Below are 20,379 nucleotides of genomic sequence, written 5' to 3'. Positions count from 1 at the left end.
TTTTGTTAAAACGTCTTTCTAATTTCACTTACCGAACTACAAAAGTAAGAATTGTGATACAATTCAAACGGGGAATGGAGGAGAATTATATGAATGTCATACAATTAAAAGAAGATAAGTTCAGAGAAGCATTACGTTTATCAGAATACGCTTTTCAATATAAAGTAGATGAGGAACGATTACAGCAGCAACTTACAAAGATGAAGGAAAGTCATGAAATATACGGCATTATGGAAGGGGAAGACTTAGCAGCAAAACTACATCTTATTCCGTTTCATATTTACATAGGTAAAGAAAAATTTAAAATGGGTGGCGTTGCAGGGGTAGCGACGTATCCTGAGTATAGAAGAAGTGGGTATGTAAAAGAGCTACTTCAATATTCACTTCAAACGATGAAAAAAGATGGCTATACAGTCTCTATGTTACATCCATTTGCGGTTTCATTTTACCGTAAATACGGCTGGGAACTTTGTGCGAATTTAGTCACATGTCATATGACTAAGAGCGATTTAGTGATGAAAAAACAAGTAAATGGCACTGTGAAACGTTTCAATAAAGAAAATCATCCAGAAGAAGTCGAGAAGCTTTATGAAGCATTTGCAGAACGTTTTTCAGGTATGTTAGTTCGAGAGAAGAACTGGTGGTTTCAAGCGGTTTATGATGATTTAACATTAGCGATTTACTATGATGAAAATAAAAAGGCAGCCGGTTACATGTTATACAAAATAGAAAACTATAAAATGACAGTAGAAGAATTTGTACCACTGCATAATGAAGCACGAAATGGTCTGTGGAACTTTATTTGCCAGCATGATTCTATGATTAAAGAACTTGAAATGACAGTAAGTGAAAACGAACCGTTGCTATATTCATTGCAAGAGCCACGCGTGAAGACAGAAATAAAACCATATTTTATGGGAAGAATTGTAGATGTAGAGCAGTTCTTAAAACAATATGAGTTGAGCTGGAACAATGTACAGCAAGAAGTGATTCTACACATTACAGACGCATTTGCTCCGTGGAACAACGTATCAGTGAGGCTTGCGAATCATGAAATAACAATTATGAAAGAGGAAACAATAGATAAAGGAATTAAGCTGGATATTAACGCATTATCTACAATAATGTTTGGCTACAAGCGTCCGTTAGAACTTAATGAACTAGAATTCATTAGCGGAAGCGAAGAGGAAATACAAGCATTTGAGAATATAGTTCCAGTACGTAAAGCTTTTATTTATGATTTCTTTTAAGCTTTAAATAGGAAATGGGGCTGTCCCAAACAAAATTTGGGACGGTTTTCTCTTTGGTTCTCGTTTTTGTCGGTAAGTCGATGTATTCTAAAAACCGCTGATATAAATTGATTCACAAACAAGGGATTAAAATTGCAACTATACGTAGTTACGCACTTGACTTTTAGTCCTTGTAATTTATAATTAAAAACGGAATGAATTTTCATTCCTAAAAATAGAGGTGGAAAAAATGGCTAAAAACAAACAAGAGGATATTTTTGATGCTGCGATGCAACTTTTTGCAGAGCGTGGTTACGATGGTACGACAATTCCAATGATCGCTGAAAAGGCAAAAGTCGGTGCGGGTACTATTTATCGCTATTTTGAAAATAAAGAGGCACTAGTTAACTCATTATTTTCAAAAAGTATGTTAGAGCTTTCTGAAATGATAAAAACAGATTTTCCTGTTGAAGCAAATATTCGTGAACAGTTTAGTCATACGTACAACCGTTTATTTGAATTTGCGAGAAACAATGTGGACGCTTTTTTATTTACAAATTCTCACTGTGACAGTTATTTTCTTGATGAACAAAGTAAGAAAATATTTGACGATTTTATAGGCTTCTTTATGAATATTATTGAAGATGGAATCGCAAAAGGTTTTCTTCGTCCATTGCCTCCAGTTGCTTTAATTATTATTGTATATCAGCCGCTAGAAGCATTAACGAAAGTAATTGCAACAGGGCAATTAGAATACTCGAAAGAGTTAGTAAAAGAATTGGAAGAAAGCTCTTGGAATGCTATTAGAATCATTTGATTCTATAGCTTTATAAGGACAGGAATGAATATTCATTCCTAAATAGATTTAAAAAATGAAAGTAGGAGAGGGTATTTGTGCAACCAAAGGAATGAACATTCATTCCGGAAAAGATTAGTTTAATAGGGTCTATAGAATAAATCAATAGAATGATAGGAATGAACGTTCATTCCTAAAAATAGTTTCAAAATAATAGGAATGAATATTCATTCCGGAACTAACATTATACTTTCAAAATGGGAGATGATTAAAATGAGTAAGCTAAAAAATTGGAGAAGTTTATCTTTTCTATTATGGATAGTTATTACTATTACAATGATCGTAACGATGCCTAATATGGATAAATTAGTGAAAGAAAAAGGGCATATTACGATTCCGAATACAGAGCAAAGTAGTATCGCTGACAAAATGATAAGAGAGATGGATAAAGACGGGACAGAAAAATATGATGTTATAGCTGTTTTTAATAGTGGAAGTAAAGCAGCTTTAACAACTGAGCAAAAAGATGAAATAATAAAAACAATCAACGCTTTACAAAATGAAAAAGAGCAATTAGGAATTAAGGAAGTTGTTTCACATTTAGATAATAAAGACTTGGAAAAACAATTGATATCTAAAGACAATACGACCATTTTAACGCAAATTTCTGTAGATAAAAAACATGGTGAAATATCAAAAATTGCAAATGGGCTTCATAATAAAATTAAACCGAAGGGAGTTAAAACGTACTTAACAGGAAGTGATTTAATAGCGGGTGATTTTCTTACATCCTCTCAAGAGGGAGTGAAAAAGACAGAAGTTATTTCTATCATTTTCATTTTAGTTGTATTAATCATTGTATTTCGTTCACCAATTGTTCCAATCGTTTCTCTGCTTACAGTGGGTGTATCATATTTAGTTTCAATGGGGATTATTGCCCACCTAGTAGATCAATTTAATTTTCCGTTTTCTAACTTTACACAAGTGTTTGTAGTTGTTGTCCTGTTTGGGGTTGGAACAGACTATAACATTTTATTATATACAAGGTTTAAGGAAGAATTAAGTAAACAAGAAAATGCATTTTTAGCTACGAAAGAAACGTTTAAATCGGCAGGGAAAACCGTTTTATATAGTGGGATAGCAGTACTAATTGGTTTTGCATCTCTTGCTTTAGCGAGTTTTAAATTATATCAATCTACTTCAGCCGTAGCAATTGGTGTCGCAGTATTATTACTCGTATTAACTACGTTAAATCCATTTTTTATGGTGCTTTTAGGAAAAGGAATGTTTTATCCAGTAAAAACATTTAAAGGTCATGAGGATAGTCGTTTATGGGGATTTCTTGCGAAAAACTCAGTAGTAAGACCATTCGCAGCTTTAATCATTGTATTTGTGATATCGATTCCTTTCCTAATGAAATATTCTAACACACTAAATTACAATGATTTATTTGAAGTAGATAATAAATATGAATCGAAAAAGGGGATTAACGTAATAGAAGAACATTTTCCACCTGGTTTTTCTTCACCAAGTACGTTAGTCATTCAATCGGATAACAAGTTAGACGAGGCGAGTTCTCTTCAAACTTTAGATGAACTAACTGATAAGATTTTGAAAGTGAAAGGTGTGTCAGAAGTATATTCACCGACGCGTCCAACTGGGGAAAGGATAAAAGAACTATATATAAATAAACAAGCTGGAGAACTAAATACGGGGTTAGGAGATGCCAATGGTGGTATAAAGGACATTAATGATGGGTTAACTGCTGCGAAAGATAAAATGGGTAGTAAAGACTCAAATAGTCTTGCAAACGTTCAAAAGTTAATTGATGGAACAAACGAAGCGAAAAACGGTGTAACGGCATTAGGAACAGCTTTACATCAACTATCAAGTGGTATAAATGACGGAGCACAAGGTGCGCAACAAATTGAGGGTGGATTAACTTCAGTAAATGAAAATATAAATGTTTTATCTAATGCAACTTCACAACTTCATGCTGGTTATGCACAGTTAGAAAAAGGTTTAAGCTCTTACGATCAATACTTCGGAAGTATTTCTCAAGCAATTGATGGTGCGAAAAAAGGTTATGAACAAATTGAAGTGTTAATGACCAATTTTATTCAAACGAAACCAGAATTAGCAAATGATCCGAACATACTACAAACGATAGGAATTGCTAAAGAGGCTCAGAAGCAATTAGGTGTGCTTTCAAATGAATTAAATCAATTAGCAACGCATCATAAAGCGGCGATGGGCTCATTTAAAGAAGCGAATCAATCGTTATTGAAAGTGGATAACGGTTTAAAAGAAATGAACAATGGAGTTACTAAATTACAAAAAGGAGCAGCTGATCTTAAAAATGGATTAGATGAAGGTGCTTCAGGTTCTAAACAAATTGCGAACAAGTCATCTGAGTTACAAACCGGATTAACAAAAATAAATGATGGGCAAGGCCAGTTATTAACCGGGCTGAAAGACTTGCAAGAACAGATGGGGCAATTACAATCAGGATTATCTAAAAGTACAGAAGGGCTCGAAAAGGTAAGTAACGGACTAGGGGATGCTCAGAAATATTTAGGAGAATTGAATGAATCAAAAAGCTCTGAGAAATTTTATATTCCAAAAGAAGTTTTAGAGGGAGAAGATTTCCAAAAAGCATTGAATACGTACATGTCACATGATAGAAAGACTGCTAAAATGACAATCATTTTAGACGTAAATCCGTATTCAAAAGAAGCGATGCCAATCATTGAAGAAATTAATAAAACGATAGACGGTACATTAAATGGTACAGAATTAAAATCAACAAAAAAAGCGATCGGCGGTACAACAGCAAGAAACGTTGATTTAAAAGAAGTAACGGGCCAAGATTTCTTACGTACAGCTACAATTATGTTAATTGGAATTGCGGTTGTATTACTCGTTATTACACGGTCATTTTTAAATACAATCTTCATTATTGGATCTTTAATATTAGCTTATTTTGCATCACTTGGTATAAGTGAAGAAATTAGTACACACATACTAAACGTAGAGTCATTGAGCTGGAATGTACCATTCTTTAGTTTTATAATGATAGTCGCTTTAGGTGTGGATTATAGCATTTTCGTAATGATGAGATACAATGAGCTAGAGGGGGACCCAGCAACGAAAATTGTAAATGCATCTCGTCACATAGGAGGAGTCGTATTATCAGCGGCACTTATTTTAGGTGGTACATTTGCTGCATTAATCCCTTCGGGTGTATTGACGCTTATACAAGTAGCATCTGTTGTTGGTGTTGCACTGTTATTATTAGCTATTATTGTGATGCCAATATTGATACCTGCGTTAATAGGGTTAACGAATAAAATGAAGAATTATACGAAAAAATTAAGTAAAAGAAAGTAAAGAATCCCCTTTTAAAAGGGGATTCTTCTTATTTAATAAATTTGTCCATCACATCTTTATATTTTGCGAATTTTTCATATTTCATATCTCTGTTCATTATGAAATATGCTTCTATATAATATTATTTCGTTAAAAACGTACATTTTATTCAAGATAGAAAAGGGATGAATAGTAATCAACCGTTGCTATTCATCCAGCTTCTACTATATAATAGCTATAGTCTACAATAATTGAGTCGTAATATGCGATTTTTTAAGACAATCGGTGAGAAAACGCTGAAATAAGCGGTATTAGTAGGAGGACACAAATGATTACAGTAAGTAACGTTAGTTTGCGTTTCGCGGATCGCAAATTATTTGAAGATGTTAACATAAAATTCACGCCAGGTAACTGCTACGGTTTAATCGGAGCAAACGGTGCTGGTAAATCAACATTTCTAAAGATTTTATCTGGAGAAATTGAACCATCAACAGGTGATATACATATTACGCCAGGTGAGCGTCTAGCAGTATTAAAACAGAACCACTTCGAATATGAAGAGTTCCCAGTATTAGAAACAGTAATTATGGGTCACACGCAACTTTACAAAGTAATGCAAGAGAAAAATGCTATTTACATGATAGAAGACTTTAGTGATGAAGATGGAATGCGTGCTGCAGAACTTGAAGGTGAGTTCGCTGAGCTTAACGGTTGGGAAGCTGAGTCAGAAGCTGCAATCCTTCTAAAAGGTCTTGGTATTGGTGAAGATCTTCATGACAAAAAATTATCAGAATTGACTGGTGCAGAGAAAGTAAAAGTATTACTTGCTCAAGCATTATTCGGTAAACCTGATATTCTATTACTAGATGAGCCTACCAACCACTTGGACTTAAAAGCGATTCAATGGTTAGAAAACTTCTTAATGAACTTTGAAAATACAGTAATCGTTGTATCCCATGACCGTCACTTCTTAAATAAAGTATGTACGCACATGGCTGATCTTGATTTCGGTAAAATTCAACTTTATGTTGGTAACTATGACTTCTGGTATGAGTCAAGCCAATTAGCTTTAAAATTAACACAAGATGCTAATAAGAAAAAAGAAGAGAAAGTAAAAGAGTTACAAAACTTCATTGCACGCTTTAGCTCAAACGCATCTAAAGCGAAACAAGCAACTTCTCGTAAAAAATTATTAGATAAAATTACATTAGATGATATTAGACCATCATCACGTCGTTACCCATTCGTTGGCTTCACACCTGAGCGTGAAATAGGAAATGACTTATTAACTGTTGAAGGCCTTTCTAAAACAATTGATGGCGAAAAAGTGTTAGATAATGTGTACTTCACTTTAAATAAAGGTGATAAAGTTGCATTTATCGGTCGTAACGATATCGCGATGACAACATTATTTAAAATCCTTATGGGTGAAATGGAGCCAGATAGCGGTTCATTCAAATGGGGTGTTACAACATCTCAATCTTACTTCCCAAGAGATAACTCTAAGTACTTTGAGAACAGTGACTATAACTTAGTTGATTGGTTACGCCAATTCTCTCCACAAGATGAGTCAGAAAGCTTCTTACGTGGTTTCTTAGGCCGTATGTTATTCTCAGGTGAAGAAGTTAAGAAGAACGTTTCTGTATTATCTGGAGGCGAAAAAGTTCGTTGTATGTTATCTAAAATGATGTTAAGTGGTGCGAACGTAATCACACTTGACGATCCAACGAACCACTTAGACCTTGAGTCTATCACTGCATTAAACAACGGTTTAATTGCTTTCAAAGGTACAATGTTATTCACATCTCATGACCATCAGTTCGTACAAACAATTGCAAACCGCATTATCGAAGTAACACCAAACGGTGTAATCGATAAAGAGGCAACTTACGATGAGTACTTAGAAAATGAAGAGCTTCAAAAACAAGTAGATGCAATGTACAAAGGTCAATAATATATCATGAAAAAACTCGCTCTTTTTAGAGCGAGTTTTTTTGTCGAGAAAACATAACACCACTGGTGGGGCAAATGAATAATTATTCAAATATAATATTAATGAACATGAGGATTTTTCATGTACGGAAGAGATGTAATGACTTTAAGATTTAGTTGAAGCAGGGGAATGTAAGGTGAGCAATATAATTAAATAACATTATTTTTTCATGTGAAATATGTACCAAAATTGGAGATAGAATAGTTTGCGAATGAGTTTATAAAGGTATATAGTATGGGATGTCATAATTAGTGGATGAATCTTGGGAGAAAACAGGAAATGTTACAAATGTATTTTGTTAAATAGAAACCAAGGTCAAAATGTTTAAAAAGAAATAGTTGAATAAATACTAGCTTCAAATTATAATTACTAATATTCTTCATATAGTTAAATAAAGATAATCTATTTGAAGAAGAAAATTTGAATAGAGAGACAGACTTATAAAAAATAAGCCTTGGATGATTAAAAGAGGTGGAGAAATGAAACAGTTCTTATTAAAGAGCAAAAGTGTGTTAAGCAATCATTTTGGATTCTTTCTGTTTGCCGTTATTTTATTGTGGCTCAAAACATATGCCGCTTATGTAACGGAATTTAATTTAGGAATTTCAAACACAATCCAAAAATTCTTGCTGTTTTTCAACCCGCTTAGTTCAGCAGTTCTATTTTTAGGACTTGCATTATTTGCAAAAGGGAAACGATCTTATATTTGGTTAATCGTTATCAACTTGTTATTGTCGATTCTTTTATACGCAAACGTAGTATACTATCGCTTTTTCAGTGACTTTATTACGTTCCCGACATTAACACAAACGAATAACTTTGGAGATTTAGGTGGTAGTATTCTTGCGTTGCTACATCTTTATGATCCACTATACTTCCTAGACACGATTATATTAATTGTGTTAGTCGCAACAAAATTCGCAAATCCAAAACCAATTCGTGTTGCGAAGCATAAATTATCTCTAGTATTTGTAGCAGGTATTTTATTATTCAGTGTTAACTTAGGTCTTGCAGAATCCGACCGTCCTGAATTATTAACAAGAACATTCGATAGAAATTATATTGTGAAATATTTAGGGGCATACAACTACACAATTTACGATGGTATTCAAAGTGCGAAAGCATCAACAGAACGAGCATTAGCTGATGGGGATAATATGACAGAAGTAAGAAATTATTTAACATCAACTTATGCAAGTCCAAATCCTGAGTATTTCGGTAAAGGAAAGGGAATGAACGTAATTTATATTCATTTAGAGTCATTCCAAAACTTCTTAATCGATTACAAATTAAATGGTCAAGAAGTTACACCGTTCTTAAACTCATTTACAAAAGATGCGAATACACTATACTTTGATAACTTCTTCCATCAAACAGGACAAGGGAAAACATCTGATGCGGAGTTTATGTTAGAGAATTCAATGTTTGGTTTACCGCAAGGTTCTGTCTTTACAACGAAATCTCATAATACGTATCAATCAGCACCAGCTATTTTAGGACAACAAGGATACACATCAGCAGTATTCCACGGTAACTACAAAACATTCTGGAACCGTGACGATATTTATAAATCATTTGGTTTTAATAAATTCTTTGATGCGTCATACTATGATATGAATGAAAAAGATGTAGTAAACTACGGATTAAAAGATAAACCGTTCTTTAATGAATCTATTCCGTTATTACAAACGTTGAAACAACCGTTCTATACGAAGTTTATTACGTTATCGAACCATTTCCCTTATCCAATCGATAAGGCAGAAGCAACGATTGAACCAGCGACAACAGGCGATTCATCAGTAGATACGTACTTCCAAACAGCACGCTATTTAGATGAATCTGTAAAAGGTTTCATCGATTACTTGAAACAATCTGGTTTATATGATAACTCAATTATCGTTATGTACGGAGACCATTACGGTATTTCAGATAATCATAACGCAGCAATGTCAAAAGTAATGGGTAAAGAAATGAACTCATTTGAAAATGCACAGTTACAACGTGTGCCTTTAATCGTTCGTGTACCAGGAGTGAAAGGTGGCGTACAACATCAATATGGCGGTGAAATTGACGTTCTTCCTACGTTATTACACTTACTAGGTACAGATACGAAAAACTATGTTCAATTCGGTTCAGATTTATTATCACCAGAGCATAAACAAGTCGTTGCGTTCCGTAACGGTAACTACGTAAGCCCAACTGTTACTGCACTGAACGGCAAATACTATGATACAACAACTGGAAAACCTGTAGAATTTACAGATGAAATAAAGAAAAATGAACAAATGGTTCAAAACTCACTAAAATACTCTGACCAAGTCGTAAATGGTGACTTATTACGATTCTACACACCGGAAGGATTCACTCCAGTAGATCGTTCGAAGTATAACTATAACAATCGTGATAAAAACAAAACGAAGGTAAAAACGACTCCGGAAGGGGAAGCTAAATAAATAATAAAAAGCGCTATTCATATGAATAGCGCTTTTTATTTGTAAATATACCATCATTATTAGACAGAACTAGCTGTTGCTTTTTGTTTTGCCTTTCCGAAGAAAACTACACCGACGATGATAATAATGATAAATGCCCATTTAATGAAAGGGTTACTTTCGAAAAATCCAGCAAACCATTTCTCATCTACAATCATTTTTGCAGCAGTATAAGCTAAAACGGCTGCTCCAATCGTAATGATGACAGGAAAACGATCCACCCATTTTAAAATCAATGTACTGCCCCATACGACTACAGGAATAGAAACTAATAGACCAATGATTACTAAAGAAAAGTTACCATGGGCAGCTCCTGCAACAGCGAGTACATTATCAATGCCCATTAACGCATCAGCGATAATAATGGTTTTAATAGCAGACCAAAATCCTTCTTCGGCTTTAATATCATGATTTTTGCCCTCAGCAATCAACTTGTAAGCGATCCATATAAGAAGTATACCGCCAATTAGGAGTAAACCAGGTATTTTTAATAACCAAACGACAACTAAGGTAGCGAGGGCTCTAATAGCGATTGCCCCGACAGTACCCCATATAATAACTTTTTTTTGTTGGTCTTTCGGTAATCTTCTTGCTGCTAATCCAATTACGATGGCATTATCTCCGGCTAACACTAAATCGATTACAATGATGGCAAGCAAGGCAGACAAATATTCAGATGAGAGAAACTCCATATACATATCACTCCTTATGGTTAATATGTGCTAAAGTGTTGATAATATAAAAAGGGTTGAAATTTTATATTCAATCCATAACTTCTTACTATATTTTGATAAATCTGTTTTAATTTCGTATAAGTCGCTTTTGCAATCTTTTTTGTTTTTCGATTCTTTTTCTTAATTTTCGATTCATCTTTTTAATACGGTTTTCTTTTCTACTATCCCAGTTATCACTTCTGATTTCATTAATAGATGTATCTTCCTTAGCGCGAAAACGCCTTACTTTTTTTACGAAGGAAAGGGGGATGTTGCCGATAACACCTTGTTTTTCTAACGAATCCTCTTTACCTAGACACCAATCAGGATGAGATAATAAATAATCGAAATCAAATATTATCTCGTATTTTTTATCCATATATGTATACCATTCATCTAAAGTACACTTATTTTTGTATGTAAATATATTGATCCATCAGTCATAGCGCAGCACCAATAGTCAAAATAGCTCCATAGTACCCATTCTTTCGGTACATCTAGTGTTAAAATTACCATTTTTGAATTTGTTCTACCCCAAGCTTTATGATTTCGATTTGGGTAATTATTTGCTTCCCAGACCCAAATAGGATAGTTACCTTCGTAATGAGGCAATCTTGTTTTAGCAACGCGCACCATCCAGTCATATGAATATAAATCGTCTGGATCGATGAATTCTTTATTACCTTCTAAATAACCAAGTTTCTTAAATTGTTTCCAAGCTTCTTCAGTTTGTACTGTATATACGATCATATGGCACCTACTTATTTAAACTAAATTTTAGTATAACATGTGATTTTGAATTTTTATTGATATTAGAGAAGGGGGAATTTGAGTCGAATATACGAGGAGTAATTCCCAAAACGACAAAAAGACTTGATTCCCAGCTAAAGGGAATCAAGTCTTTTCATTACATACGATTATCATGCCAGAAGTTTAATGGGAAATGTTCGTTCTCATTATATGCTTCTAATTCATATCCTTTTTCTTTCAGTCCTTTAATAATTCCAGGTACTGCTTTTACTGATTGTGGATGAATATCATGCATAAGGATAACTTCTGTTGGATTTGTAGCACCATGTAACACGTTCTCTACAATTTTAGCAGATGCAGCATCAACTTGCATTTTGTTGTATTTCCAGTCTAAAGAATCAATTGTCCAATCCCAAACTTTTAAGCCATTTTCTACAACTTTGTTGCGAAGAGCTTCGTTTAATCCTGGCATAGAGCCGTAAGATGGACGAGTTAATACTGGTGATTTACCTAAAACACCAGCGATTAAGCCTTGGTCTTCCTTCATTTCATCTACGTAATGACCTTCTGTGTAAAGTTTCTTGTAGTTATGAGTCATACTGTGCATCCCAACGTAGTGGCCTTCAGCATCTTCGCGTTTTACAAGATCAGGGAAAGCTTTTACGTTTGAACCAATTAGGAAGAATGTTGCTTTTGCATTTTCTTTCTTTAACATATCTAAAAGCTCAGCTGTGTATTTTCCAGGACCATCATCAAATGTTAAATAAGCGACTTTTCTAACTTGCCCGTTATAATGTTTAGGAGCTTCTTTCGGAGCAAGAGATGTTTGAATCTCACTTACAAGTTGAACAGATTTTGCTTCATCCTCTGTACTAGCTAGAGCAGTATGTACTGATCCCAAAGCCGCTTCGTATGTGAATAATACCCCCGCACAAACTAACATAGCCCTTTTTACTAAAGTTGTCATTCGAATTCCATTGTGCATAATTTTCCTTCTCTCTATAAAAGTTCTACTCTACTATATTAGCAATTATAGGTAGGGAAATGCAAAAAAACTTTTTTACAAGTGTAAAAAAGTTTACTCAAAAGTATGCAAGATTTTATATCAATTGCAGTTTTGAAAAATAGGATGAATTTAAACTTTATTATTTAAACTTTCAATCATCAAATTTAAATCTTCTAATAAGGATGCATGCGCTTTTTTAGGAGAACCTGTATCAAAGGGAGGCTGAGGGTCGTATTCTAACATGAGTTGAACTGCTTTGCTTTTTTCATCTCCAAATTCCCAAGCTATTAACTGAAGGGCCATATCAATACCTGCAGATACACCAGCAGCTGTTATAATTTTTTCATGGCGCACGAATCTCTCTTCAGTTGGAATAGCTCCGAGAGAACGAAGTAAGTTAAAACAGCTCCAATGACTAGTAGCATTAACACCATTTAGTAGACCAGTAGCACCTAAGATTAAGGAGCCTGTACATACAGTTGTAGTCCACTTTGTCGTTTTATGTATTTGGAGAATCCAATTAAGAGTTTCTTCATCCTTCATAAGTTGTGTAAAGTTTGGTGGACGACATCCGGGAATAATAAGAATATCTGCTGAAGTAATTTCATTAAAATTGTAATCAGCATGTAAATAGCCCATTTTCGAATCTAATTTTATTAATCCCTTCGTTTTAGCAACAAATTTTATGTTGTTGTTGCTTTCTGCAGCAAATACTTCGTATGGACCAATAGCATCTAATGCAGTAATTCCATCATAGAGCATAATAACGATTTCCATTAAAACCTCTCCTTTATTTGTTACGAATTGAATCTAGTAACGATAAGGAAGATAAAATTATTGAATATTCTTTTATCGTTACTTTAAATATACTATACCCCTAATGTGTATCGCTTAGTGCAACTGTGTCAAAGGTGTGACGAAATCTATGAATAGGTTCATTTATTTTGAAAAGATGTATTCACTTATTTAATGGGTAAAAGTTTAATTTACTTGGAATTTCTATTAAAAACGATATGCCACTTTCACAGAAAGAAGAAATGAAAAATATAGTACTTAGGCTAAAGTCTTAAAACGAAAGGAGACTAATCATACTTTCGTATCATTTCATTTTCGTTCCAATTATTGATTCGAATATTTTTGTTTTTTATTAAAATATTGGTAAAGAAACAATTACATGAAAAAAGGAGTGGGAATATGGATAATTATATTTGCACTACATGTGGAGTACAGTATCCCGAAAATGAAGAAGCACCTTCTCGCTGTAAAATTTGTAATGAGGAAAGACAATATGTTAATCCAATTGGGCAGTCATGGACAACATTAGAAACGATGCAAAATAGCAATTTATACAAAAACGAAATAATAAAAGAAGAAAGCGGTTTGTATAGCATTACTACTAAACCTAAATTTGCGATTGGACAAACAGCATTTTTAATACAAAGTAAAACTCTAAATGTTATGTGGGATTGCATTAGTTATTTAGATGATAAAACGATACAACGTATATATGATTTAGGTGGTATTCAAGCAATAGCACTTTCTCATCCACATTATTACTCTACACAAGTTAAATGGGCGGAAACATTCAATGTACCTATTTATATTCATGAAGATGATAAAGAGTGGGTGGTTCGTCCGAGTAAGCAAATTAAATTTTGGTCTGGGGAGCATCTGATATTATCGGAAGAACTTACATTGCATCGCTTAGGAGGCCATTTTAAGGGGGGAACTGTTATACATTGGAAAGACGGTAATGAAGGGAAAGGCATTTTGTTATCAGGTGATATTATACAAGTAGTTTCGGATCGAAAATGGGTAAGTTTTATGTATAGTTATCCCAATCTCATTCCATTACCAGCGAATAAAGTTAGAGATATGGCAGAGAAGGTAAAAGATATCCAATTTAGTCGACTATATAATGCATTTCATGGTGTGGTGGAAGATGCGAATAAAGCTGTACAAAGATCTGCTGATCGGTATATAAAGGCCCTGCAAGGAGAACTATTTCATACGTAATAGCTTGTAATTCATCTCTACATTTATATAACTAATTTTATATGAATTTTATACTAAAGTCCTATTGTTTATTAACTAATAGGTCTTTTAACTTAGGAAGTTCACACTAATGAGGGATGTTAAAGGGAATATATGTAACCTATACTAATTACTATAAAGCTTTGGAAAATGAAAAGGAGGAGATTTGCATGAAGAATTGGGTTCAATTTAGAATTGCAAGACCAACAGATAAATTTGAAGAAGTGATAAATTTTTATGAAACAGGATTAGGTTTAAAACGTATAGGGGAATTTCACAATCATGAAGGATATGATGGGGTTATGTTTGGCTTACCAGATGAAGAGTATCATTTGGAGTTTACTACACATGTTAATGGAAGTCCATGTCCGGCACCGACAAAAGATAATTTACTAGTTTTTTATATGCCTAATAAAGATGAAATTGAAAAGATAGTGAATCGATTAAGTAATATGGGCTATCATGAGGTGGAACCAGAAAACCCGTATTGGATAGAGAAAGGAACCACAATAGAGGATCCAGATGGTTGGAGAATTGTGCTTATGAATGCATCTGAATAAAGAAACTATTTTCATATGAAATAGAGTGTAACAAAATAATTTAGACATAAATCCCTACAGTGTTTGTAGGGATTTTTATATAAGAAGATCTTATTGAGAGAGTTATTAAAATGTAGAAAGTATTTTGGCTAAGAACAAATGTAATAAACATAATTTATGAAGGAGGTATAAAAGTATGATAGTAAACCATTTTGAAGAGTTTTCTAAACATGTTGGAAATACACCTCTCATGAAATTAAAATGCGAAGAAACGAAGGATCTTTCTATCTATGCTAAATGTGAATGGCATAACCCTACAGGGTCAATTAAGGATAGGGCAGCACTTGGAATGATTAATAAATATTTACAAGAAGCGGACAAAAAACAAAATATTTTAGAGTATAGTGGTGGAAGCTTAGCGAGGTCAATTGGGTGTATTTGTAATTATTTAGGGATTCAATGCACGTTAGTTTTAAGTTCTGGAACCGGTAAATTTCTATTAAATGAACTTGATCGTTATGGTGCTAACGTAATCTTAGTTGATAAATGTAAAGGGTTCTACGCAGTAATTGAGAAAACAATAGAGATTAGCAAACAAAAGCCAGAATTATACTTTTTATTCCAACATTATAATAATGCAAATCTAGTAAGTCATATAGAAGGTACAGGGCGAGAAATTATTGCACAAATGAATGGAAAACCAATACATGCATGGGTAGCATCTGCTGGTACTGGTGGGACTCTAATGGGAGTCTATACAGCAATAAAGAATTATACAAAAAATGTTGAACTACATTTAGTAATGCCTGCTGAATTGCCTTATGGTTCGGAACAACCACCAAATGATTTAAAGAAATATGCTGGATCAGGTGGGTTCGGCTTAGGAAGGAAACAATATTTCATAGAACAGGAAGAAAATTTGATAGAAAAACAATGGACTTATTCATATGAAGATACCCTGTATGAAATGGCACGTTTTTACAAAGATACTGGTATAAAAATAGGAACTTCTGCGGCAGCGAATTTATTAGCAGCTAAACAAATTGGGAAAGAAAAAGGTGCGAATTTTAATGTAGTTACAGTTTTTCCGGACGCAGGGTCAATAGAAGAGTGGTCAGATGTAAAAAATTTAGTTGAAAAAATAGGTGATTGAGAGGACCATTAAAAGTTCTTTCGTAGTTTATATCTTATTCTACGCAAAATTGATACCATCAAAAAACTGTATGTTTAACATGTACAGTTTTTTAATGGTATAGCTGTGCAATGTTTAGAAATTTCACATACCGTATTTTAAAAATAAATATAGGAAAAACAAAAAGTAATGTAGAATATATCGTACATACATATATACAGTCAACATAAAAGATAAAGAGGTGGGTATATGTTACTTGAAGAAGTAATCCAGCAACTAGAGGAATATGGAACAGAACAAAATCGAAAAACGTATAAAAACCACGGAGCGAAAGAGCCATTATTCGGAGTTAGTTTTGCGAATCTAAAATTGTTAAAAAAGAAAATAAAAAAAGATCACGATTTAGCAGTTGAATTGTGGGAAACAAAAAATATGGACGCGATGACATTAGCAACTTATATTTTAGACCCGAAGAATATAACAGCAGAACAGCTTAATAGTTGGGTTCAGGATGTTGATTATTACTGTTTAATGGATGTTTTTATGACATCTATATGTACTTCGCCAATTGCAATAGAAAGAATGAAAGAGTGGACAAAGTCTAATGATGAATGGATTGGAAGAGCTGGCTGGTCTTTATTAGCAAATATATCGATTAAAAATAAAGCGTTACATGATGATTTCTTCTCTCCATACTTAGAAGAGATTAAAGAAAATATACATAATGAAAAAAATAGAAAAAAAGAAGCGATGAATAGTGCTTTAATCGCAATAGGAATTCGTAATGAAGACTTAGAGCGACAAGCGATTGAAATTGCACGTGAAATTGGAAAAGTAGAGGTTGATCACGGTACAACATCATGTAAAACACCAGATGCAGAAAGCTATATAAAAAAAGCGAGAGAAAGAGCTGAAAAAAAGAAAATGAAATAAGAAAAGAGGAACGGCTATGAAACCCATTGAAGCAGCACAAAGCATAATTACATCACAATTTCCGAATTGTGATGTAGCTTTACTCGGTGGAAGCGTTGCACGAGGAGAAGCGACAAAAACATCTGATCTTGATATTGTAATAGTTGACCAAAGTTTAACTTCTTGTTATAGAGAATCTTTCTATAGTAATGGATGGCCTGTTGAGGTGTTTGTTCATAATTTTACAACATATAAAACCTTTTTCAAAATGGATTGTGATCGAGGGAGACCGTCGTTACCACAATTAGTTTCAGAAGGGGTTGCATTAAAAGGGGAAAAGGAAATTGTTGAGAAATTAAAAAAAGAAGCGAATGATTTACTACATAAAGGACCAGCTAAATGGACCGAAGAAACGATTAAGCAGAAGCGATATTTTATTACGGATATTTTAGATGACTTTATTGGTGCAACAAAAAGAGAAGAAGAATTGTTTATCGCTAATTTATTAGCGGATTTAGTACATGAATATGTATTAAGAGTAAATGGTAGGTGGCTTGGGAGTTCAAAATGGTTTATTAGAGTGCTAAGAAGATATGATGGGCAATATGCAAACAAATTTGTAGCGGCTTTTGATCATTTTTATAAAACGGGAGAGAAAAATGAATTAATTCATTTTATAGAAAAGACGTTAGAACAGTATGGTGGAAGAGTGTTCGAAGGATTTTCTATTGGTAAATAAAAAGAGGAGAGAAAAATGAATGTACCATATGTTCAATTAAGAGAATTGACACTAGATGATGTAGAAGATCGCTATCAATGGTCATTAGATAGAGATGTAACAAAGCATTTAGTCGTACCAGATCAACATCCTCCGTTCACTCGTGGAGATACGAGAAACTGGGTTGAAGCTTGTATAAGCCGAAAAAATGGTTATGAACAAAGGGCGATCGTTACTGAGAAAGGTATACATATTGGATGGGTAGACCTTAAAAATTTTGATAAAACAAATAAAAATGCTGAACTAGGAATTGCGATTGGAAATAAAGACTATTGGGGGAAAGGATTTGGAATGGCAGCTCTAAACAGCATGTTACAAATAGGTTTTTCCCAGTTTGAATTGGAGAAAATTTGGTTACGTGTAGATGAAGATAATACACAAGCTAAAAAGAGTTATGAAAATGCCGGATTTGTATGCGAAGGGTTAATGAGAAATGATCGATTGAGACAGGGAAAGTTCATTCATCGCTATCGTTACAGTATATTAAAAGAAGAGTATGAATCAAAAAATAATAACCTATAAAAATATTATGTCAATTAAAAAGGGGAAGATAAAATGATTCGATTACTTACAAAAGCGGATGCAAAACAATATTGGGAGTTACGTTTACAAGCACTACAAGTAAATCCAGAAGCATTTGTAACGACTTATGAAGAAGCAGTACGTCAAGAAAACCCTCTTGAACGCGTTGCTAGTAATCTTTCATCCAACAGTAGTTTTACATTTGGTGCTTTTAATAATGAAAATCGTTTAGTTGGGGTTGTTACTTTATTAACAGAAGAAAAGGACGCATATAAGCATAAAGGGCATATCGTTGCAATGTATGTAGATACTGAAAATCGAAGAAGTGGTCTTGCACGTGATTTAATACGTAAAGCAATTGAAAGGGCAAAAGAGATGAAGCTAGAGCAATTGAATTTAGGGGTTGTGTCAACGAACGAACCAGCCAAACGATTATATGAATCAATGGGATTTAAAACGTACGGAATTGAAAAAAGGGCTATAAAAATGAATGGTGTGTATAGTGATGATGAACATATGGTGTTGTTCTTTTAAGAGAGGAAGTTTAGCATGAAAGATCTCCATTTAGAAAGAAATATGGACCTTCAAGTAGCGATTTTGTATGCGACGGTTGCTGATACGTTTAATAGATTGCAAAGGTTAGTAGAAGGTACTGAAGAGAACGAACTATCCTATAAAGGGTCTGAAAATAATGAAAATAGTATTGGGCAGTTACTTCAGCATTTAGCAGTTGTCGATTTACATTGGGTGTATCGTTTCAAGGGAGAAGATGTTCCAACAACATTTGAAAATAAATATGGTCCTATGTTGAATGAAGTAGGAGAAATGCCGAGTTTAAGAAAATACACGTTGCAAGAGTTAATGCAAGATTATGAAGCAGTGCAAAAATTGTTTCATGAAGAATGTATGAAACTAACAGAAACTGATTTAACGCGGGAAGTTTTGTATGAAAAAGGGGAAACTGCGACTATAAGATGGGGAATTTGGCATATAGCAGATCATAATCGATATCATCAAGCACATATAAGTCGATTGAGGAAATTATATAGAGCTAGATTACATACAAGTTAAAGATTGTGAATTTTAATTATATTTATTTTGTTGTATAGTATTAGGGAGAAACTAAACAAGGGGTTTTACAATGAAAGCAATTGTTATAGGAATACTGGCATCATTTTTCTTTGCCTTTACCTTTGTTTTAAACCGGGCAATGGACTTAGAAGGTGGAAGCTGGATTTGGAGTGCATCATTACGGTATTATTTTATGGTTCCAATGCTATTACTTATTGTTATGTATAGAGGGAACTTAAAGCAACTCTTTCAATATATGAAAAACAATCCGAAAGAATGGTTAGTATGGAGTATCGTTGGATTTGGTCTCTTTTATGCACCGCTTAGTTTTGCTGGAGCGTTCGGACCAGGTTGGCTTGTTGCATCAACATGGCAAATTACAATCGTTGCAGGGATTTTGTTAACACCATTTTTTGCGGTGGATCCACTACATAAAAAACTTCCGATGAAGGAATTAGTTATGTCGGGTATTATTTTATTCGGTGTTGTTCTCATGCAAGTAGAACATGCTTCTTCATTAGGTATTCGTGAAACCGTTTTATGTGTAGTTCCTGTACTTATTGCAGCATTTGCGTATCCTCTTGGAAATCGAAAAATGATGCAAGTTTGTAAAGGGGAATTAGATGTATTTCAGCGAGTACTCGGTATGACATTAGCAAGTTTACCATTTTGGTTTTTATTATCTGGTTACGAAGTATCAACTGGCGGATTACCGTCAAGTAGCCAAGTTTTTCAATGTTTTATTGTAGCAGTTAGTTCGGGGTTAATCGCGACAGTATTATTTTTCTTTGCAACAGATCTTGTGAAAGATGATCCACAAAAACTAGCAACAGTGGAAGCGACGCAGTCTGGTGAAGTTTTATTTGCGCTAGTAGGAGAGCTGATCTGGTTATCTGCACCAATTCCGTCATCATTATCTTGGATTGGTATGAGTCTCGTTATTATTGGGATGATACTTCATAGTTATGTAGCTGTCGTTGTAAAAAAAGAAGAAAAAATAACGGCGTAATGAGACTAGCTCTTTTTATTAAGAGCTAGTATTT

The 20,379-nt window shown here is 33.9% G+C and carries 17 protein-coding genes and 1 pseudogene; 14 read left to right on the top strand and 4 right to left on the bottom strand.

Annotated elements, in window-relative coordinates:
* Positions 1-89: 89 nt before the first annotated feature.
* The 5 genes from eis (at position 90) to DOS87_RS15665 (ending at position 9,840) form a co-directional block, all read left to right on the top strand.
* Entirely contained in the window at positions 90-1,250 is a 1,161-nt protein-coding gene (eis, locus tag DOS87_RS15685; RefSeq protein ID WP_208730016.1) for a GNAT family N-acetyltransferase, read from the top strand.
* Between the two features lie 229 nt (positions 1,251-1,479).
* Complete coding sequence (locus DOS87_RS15680; RefSeq protein ID WP_001107300.1) at positions 1,480-2,046, top strand: TetR/AcrR family transcriptional regulator; 567 nt, start codon at positions 1,480-1,482, stop codon at positions 2,044-2,046.
* Positions 2,047-2,298: 252 nt separating this feature from the next.
* On the top strand, positions 2,299-5,415 hold the full coding sequence (locus DOS87_RS15675) for an MMPL family transporter (RefSeq protein WP_142307955.1): 3,117 nt from the start codon (positions 2,299-2,301) through the stop codon (positions 5,413-5,415).
* Between the two features lie 307 nt (positions 5,416-5,722).
* Positions 5,723-7,348, top strand: a complete 1,626-nt coding sequence (locus DOS87_RS15670; protein ID WP_208730015.1) for an ABC-F family ATP-binding cassette domain-containing protein — start codon at positions 5,723-5,725, stop codon at positions 7,346-7,348.
* A 518-nt stretch (positions 7,349-7,866) separates the two neighbouring features.
* Complete coding sequence (locus DOS87_RS15665) at positions 7,867-9,840, top strand: lipoteichoic acid synthase (RefSeq protein WP_029442622.1); 1,974 nt, start codon at positions 7,867-7,869, stop codon at positions 9,838-9,840.
* Between the two features lie 59 nt (positions 9,841-9,899).
* On the opposite strand, the gene DOS87_RS15660 is transcribed toward DOS87_RS15665, so the two are convergent.
* The 4 genes and pseudogenes from DOS87_RS15660 to DOS87_RS15645 form a co-directional block, all read right to left on the bottom strand.
* Positions 9,900-10,571 carry a TerC family protein gene (locus DOS87_RS15660; RefSeq protein WP_000395169.1) on the bottom strand — a complete coding sequence of 224 codons (672 nt, stop codon included), beginning with the start codon at positions 10,569-10,571 and terminating at the stop codon, positions 9,900-9,902.
* A gap of 109 nt (positions 10,572-10,680) precedes the next feature.
* Positions 10,681-11,342: pseudogene (locus tag DOS87_RS15655) on the bottom strand (DUF3841 domain-containing protein).
* A gap of 157 nt (positions 11,343-11,499) precedes the next feature.
* On the bottom strand, positions 11,500-12,327 hold the full coding sequence (locus tag DOS87_RS15650; protein WP_000551449.1) for a peptidoglycan-N-acetylglucosamine deacetylase: 828 nt from the start codon (positions 12,325-12,327) through the stop codon (positions 11,500-11,502).
* 150 nt (positions 12,328-12,477) lie between these two features.
* Positions 12,478-13,125: a DJ-1/PfpI family protein gene (locus DOS87_RS15645; protein WP_000407025.1), complete on the bottom strand. Its 648-nt coding sequence runs from the start codon at positions 13,123-13,125 to the stop codon at positions 12,478-12,480.
* Between the two features lie 417 nt (positions 13,126-13,542).
* Here DOS87_RS15645 and DOS87_RS15640 point away from each other — a divergent pair, with 417 nt between their 5' ends.
* From DOS87_RS15640 to DOS87_RS15600, 9 genes are all read left to right on the top strand, one after another.
* On the top strand, positions 13,543-14,364 hold the full coding sequence (locus DOS87_RS15640; RefSeq protein ID WP_000371021.1) for an MBL fold metallo-hydrolase: 822 nt from the start codon (positions 13,543-13,545) through the stop codon (positions 14,362-14,364).
* A 188-nt stretch (positions 14,365-14,552) separates the two neighbouring features.
* Positions 14,553-14,942: a VOC family protein gene (locus DOS87_RS15635; protein WP_000800663.1), complete on the top strand. Its 390-nt coding sequence runs from the start codon at positions 14,553-14,555 to the stop codon at positions 14,940-14,942.
* Between the two features lie 175 nt (positions 14,943-15,117).
* Positions 15,118-16,074, top strand: a complete 957-nt coding sequence (locus tag DOS87_RS15630; protein ID WP_208730014.1) for a PLP-dependent cysteine synthase family protein — start codon at positions 15,118-15,120, stop codon at positions 16,072-16,074.
* A gap of 228 nt (positions 16,075-16,302) precedes the next feature.
* Positions 16,303-16,986, top strand: coding sequence for a DNA alkylation repair protein (locus tag DOS87_RS15625; RefSeq protein WP_071714203.1), 684 nt, complete (start codon positions 16,303-16,305; stop codon positions 16,984-16,986).
* A gap of 16 nt (positions 16,987-17,002) precedes the next feature.
* On the top strand, positions 17,003-17,704 hold the full coding sequence (locus DOS87_RS15620; protein ID WP_071714204.1) for a nucleotidyltransferase domain-containing protein: 702 nt from the start codon (positions 17,003-17,005) through the stop codon (positions 17,702-17,704).
* Positions 17,705-17,719: 15 nt separating this feature from the next.
* A complete protein-coding gene (locus tag DOS87_RS15615; RefSeq protein WP_071714205.1) occupies positions 17,720-18,265 on the top strand; it encodes a GNAT family N-acetyltransferase in 546 nt (181 codons plus the stop codon).
* A gap of 33 nt (positions 18,266-18,298) precedes the next feature.
* Positions 18,299-18,799, top strand: a complete 501-nt coding sequence (locus DOS87_RS15610; RefSeq protein ID WP_000620322.1) for a GNAT family N-acetyltransferase — start codon at positions 18,299-18,301, stop codon at positions 18,797-18,799.
* 15 nt (positions 18,800-18,814) lie between these two features.
* Positions 18,815-19,336 (top strand): DinB family protein, encoded by a 522-nt coding sequence (locus tag DOS87_RS15605; protein ID WP_000653847.1) that lies wholly within the window; start codon positions 18,815-18,817, stop codon positions 19,334-19,336.
* Between the two features lie 70 nt (positions 19,337-19,406).
* Positions 19,407-20,345 (top strand): DMT family transporter, encoded by a 939-nt coding sequence (locus DOS87_RS15600; RefSeq protein ID WP_000644594.1) that lies wholly within the window; start codon positions 19,407-19,409, stop codon positions 20,343-20,345.
* Positions 20,346-20,379: the final 34 nt, after the last annotated feature.

Origin of the sequence: Bacillus sp. CR71 (assembly GCF_003429245.1) — a bacterium.
Lineage (GTDB): Bacteria > Bacillota > Bacilli > Bacillales > Bacillaceae_G > Bacillus_A > Bacillus_A thuringiensis_S.
The sequence above is the reverse complement of the archived record's forward strand: the minus strand, read 5'-3'. Positions and strand labels throughout refer to the sequence as shown.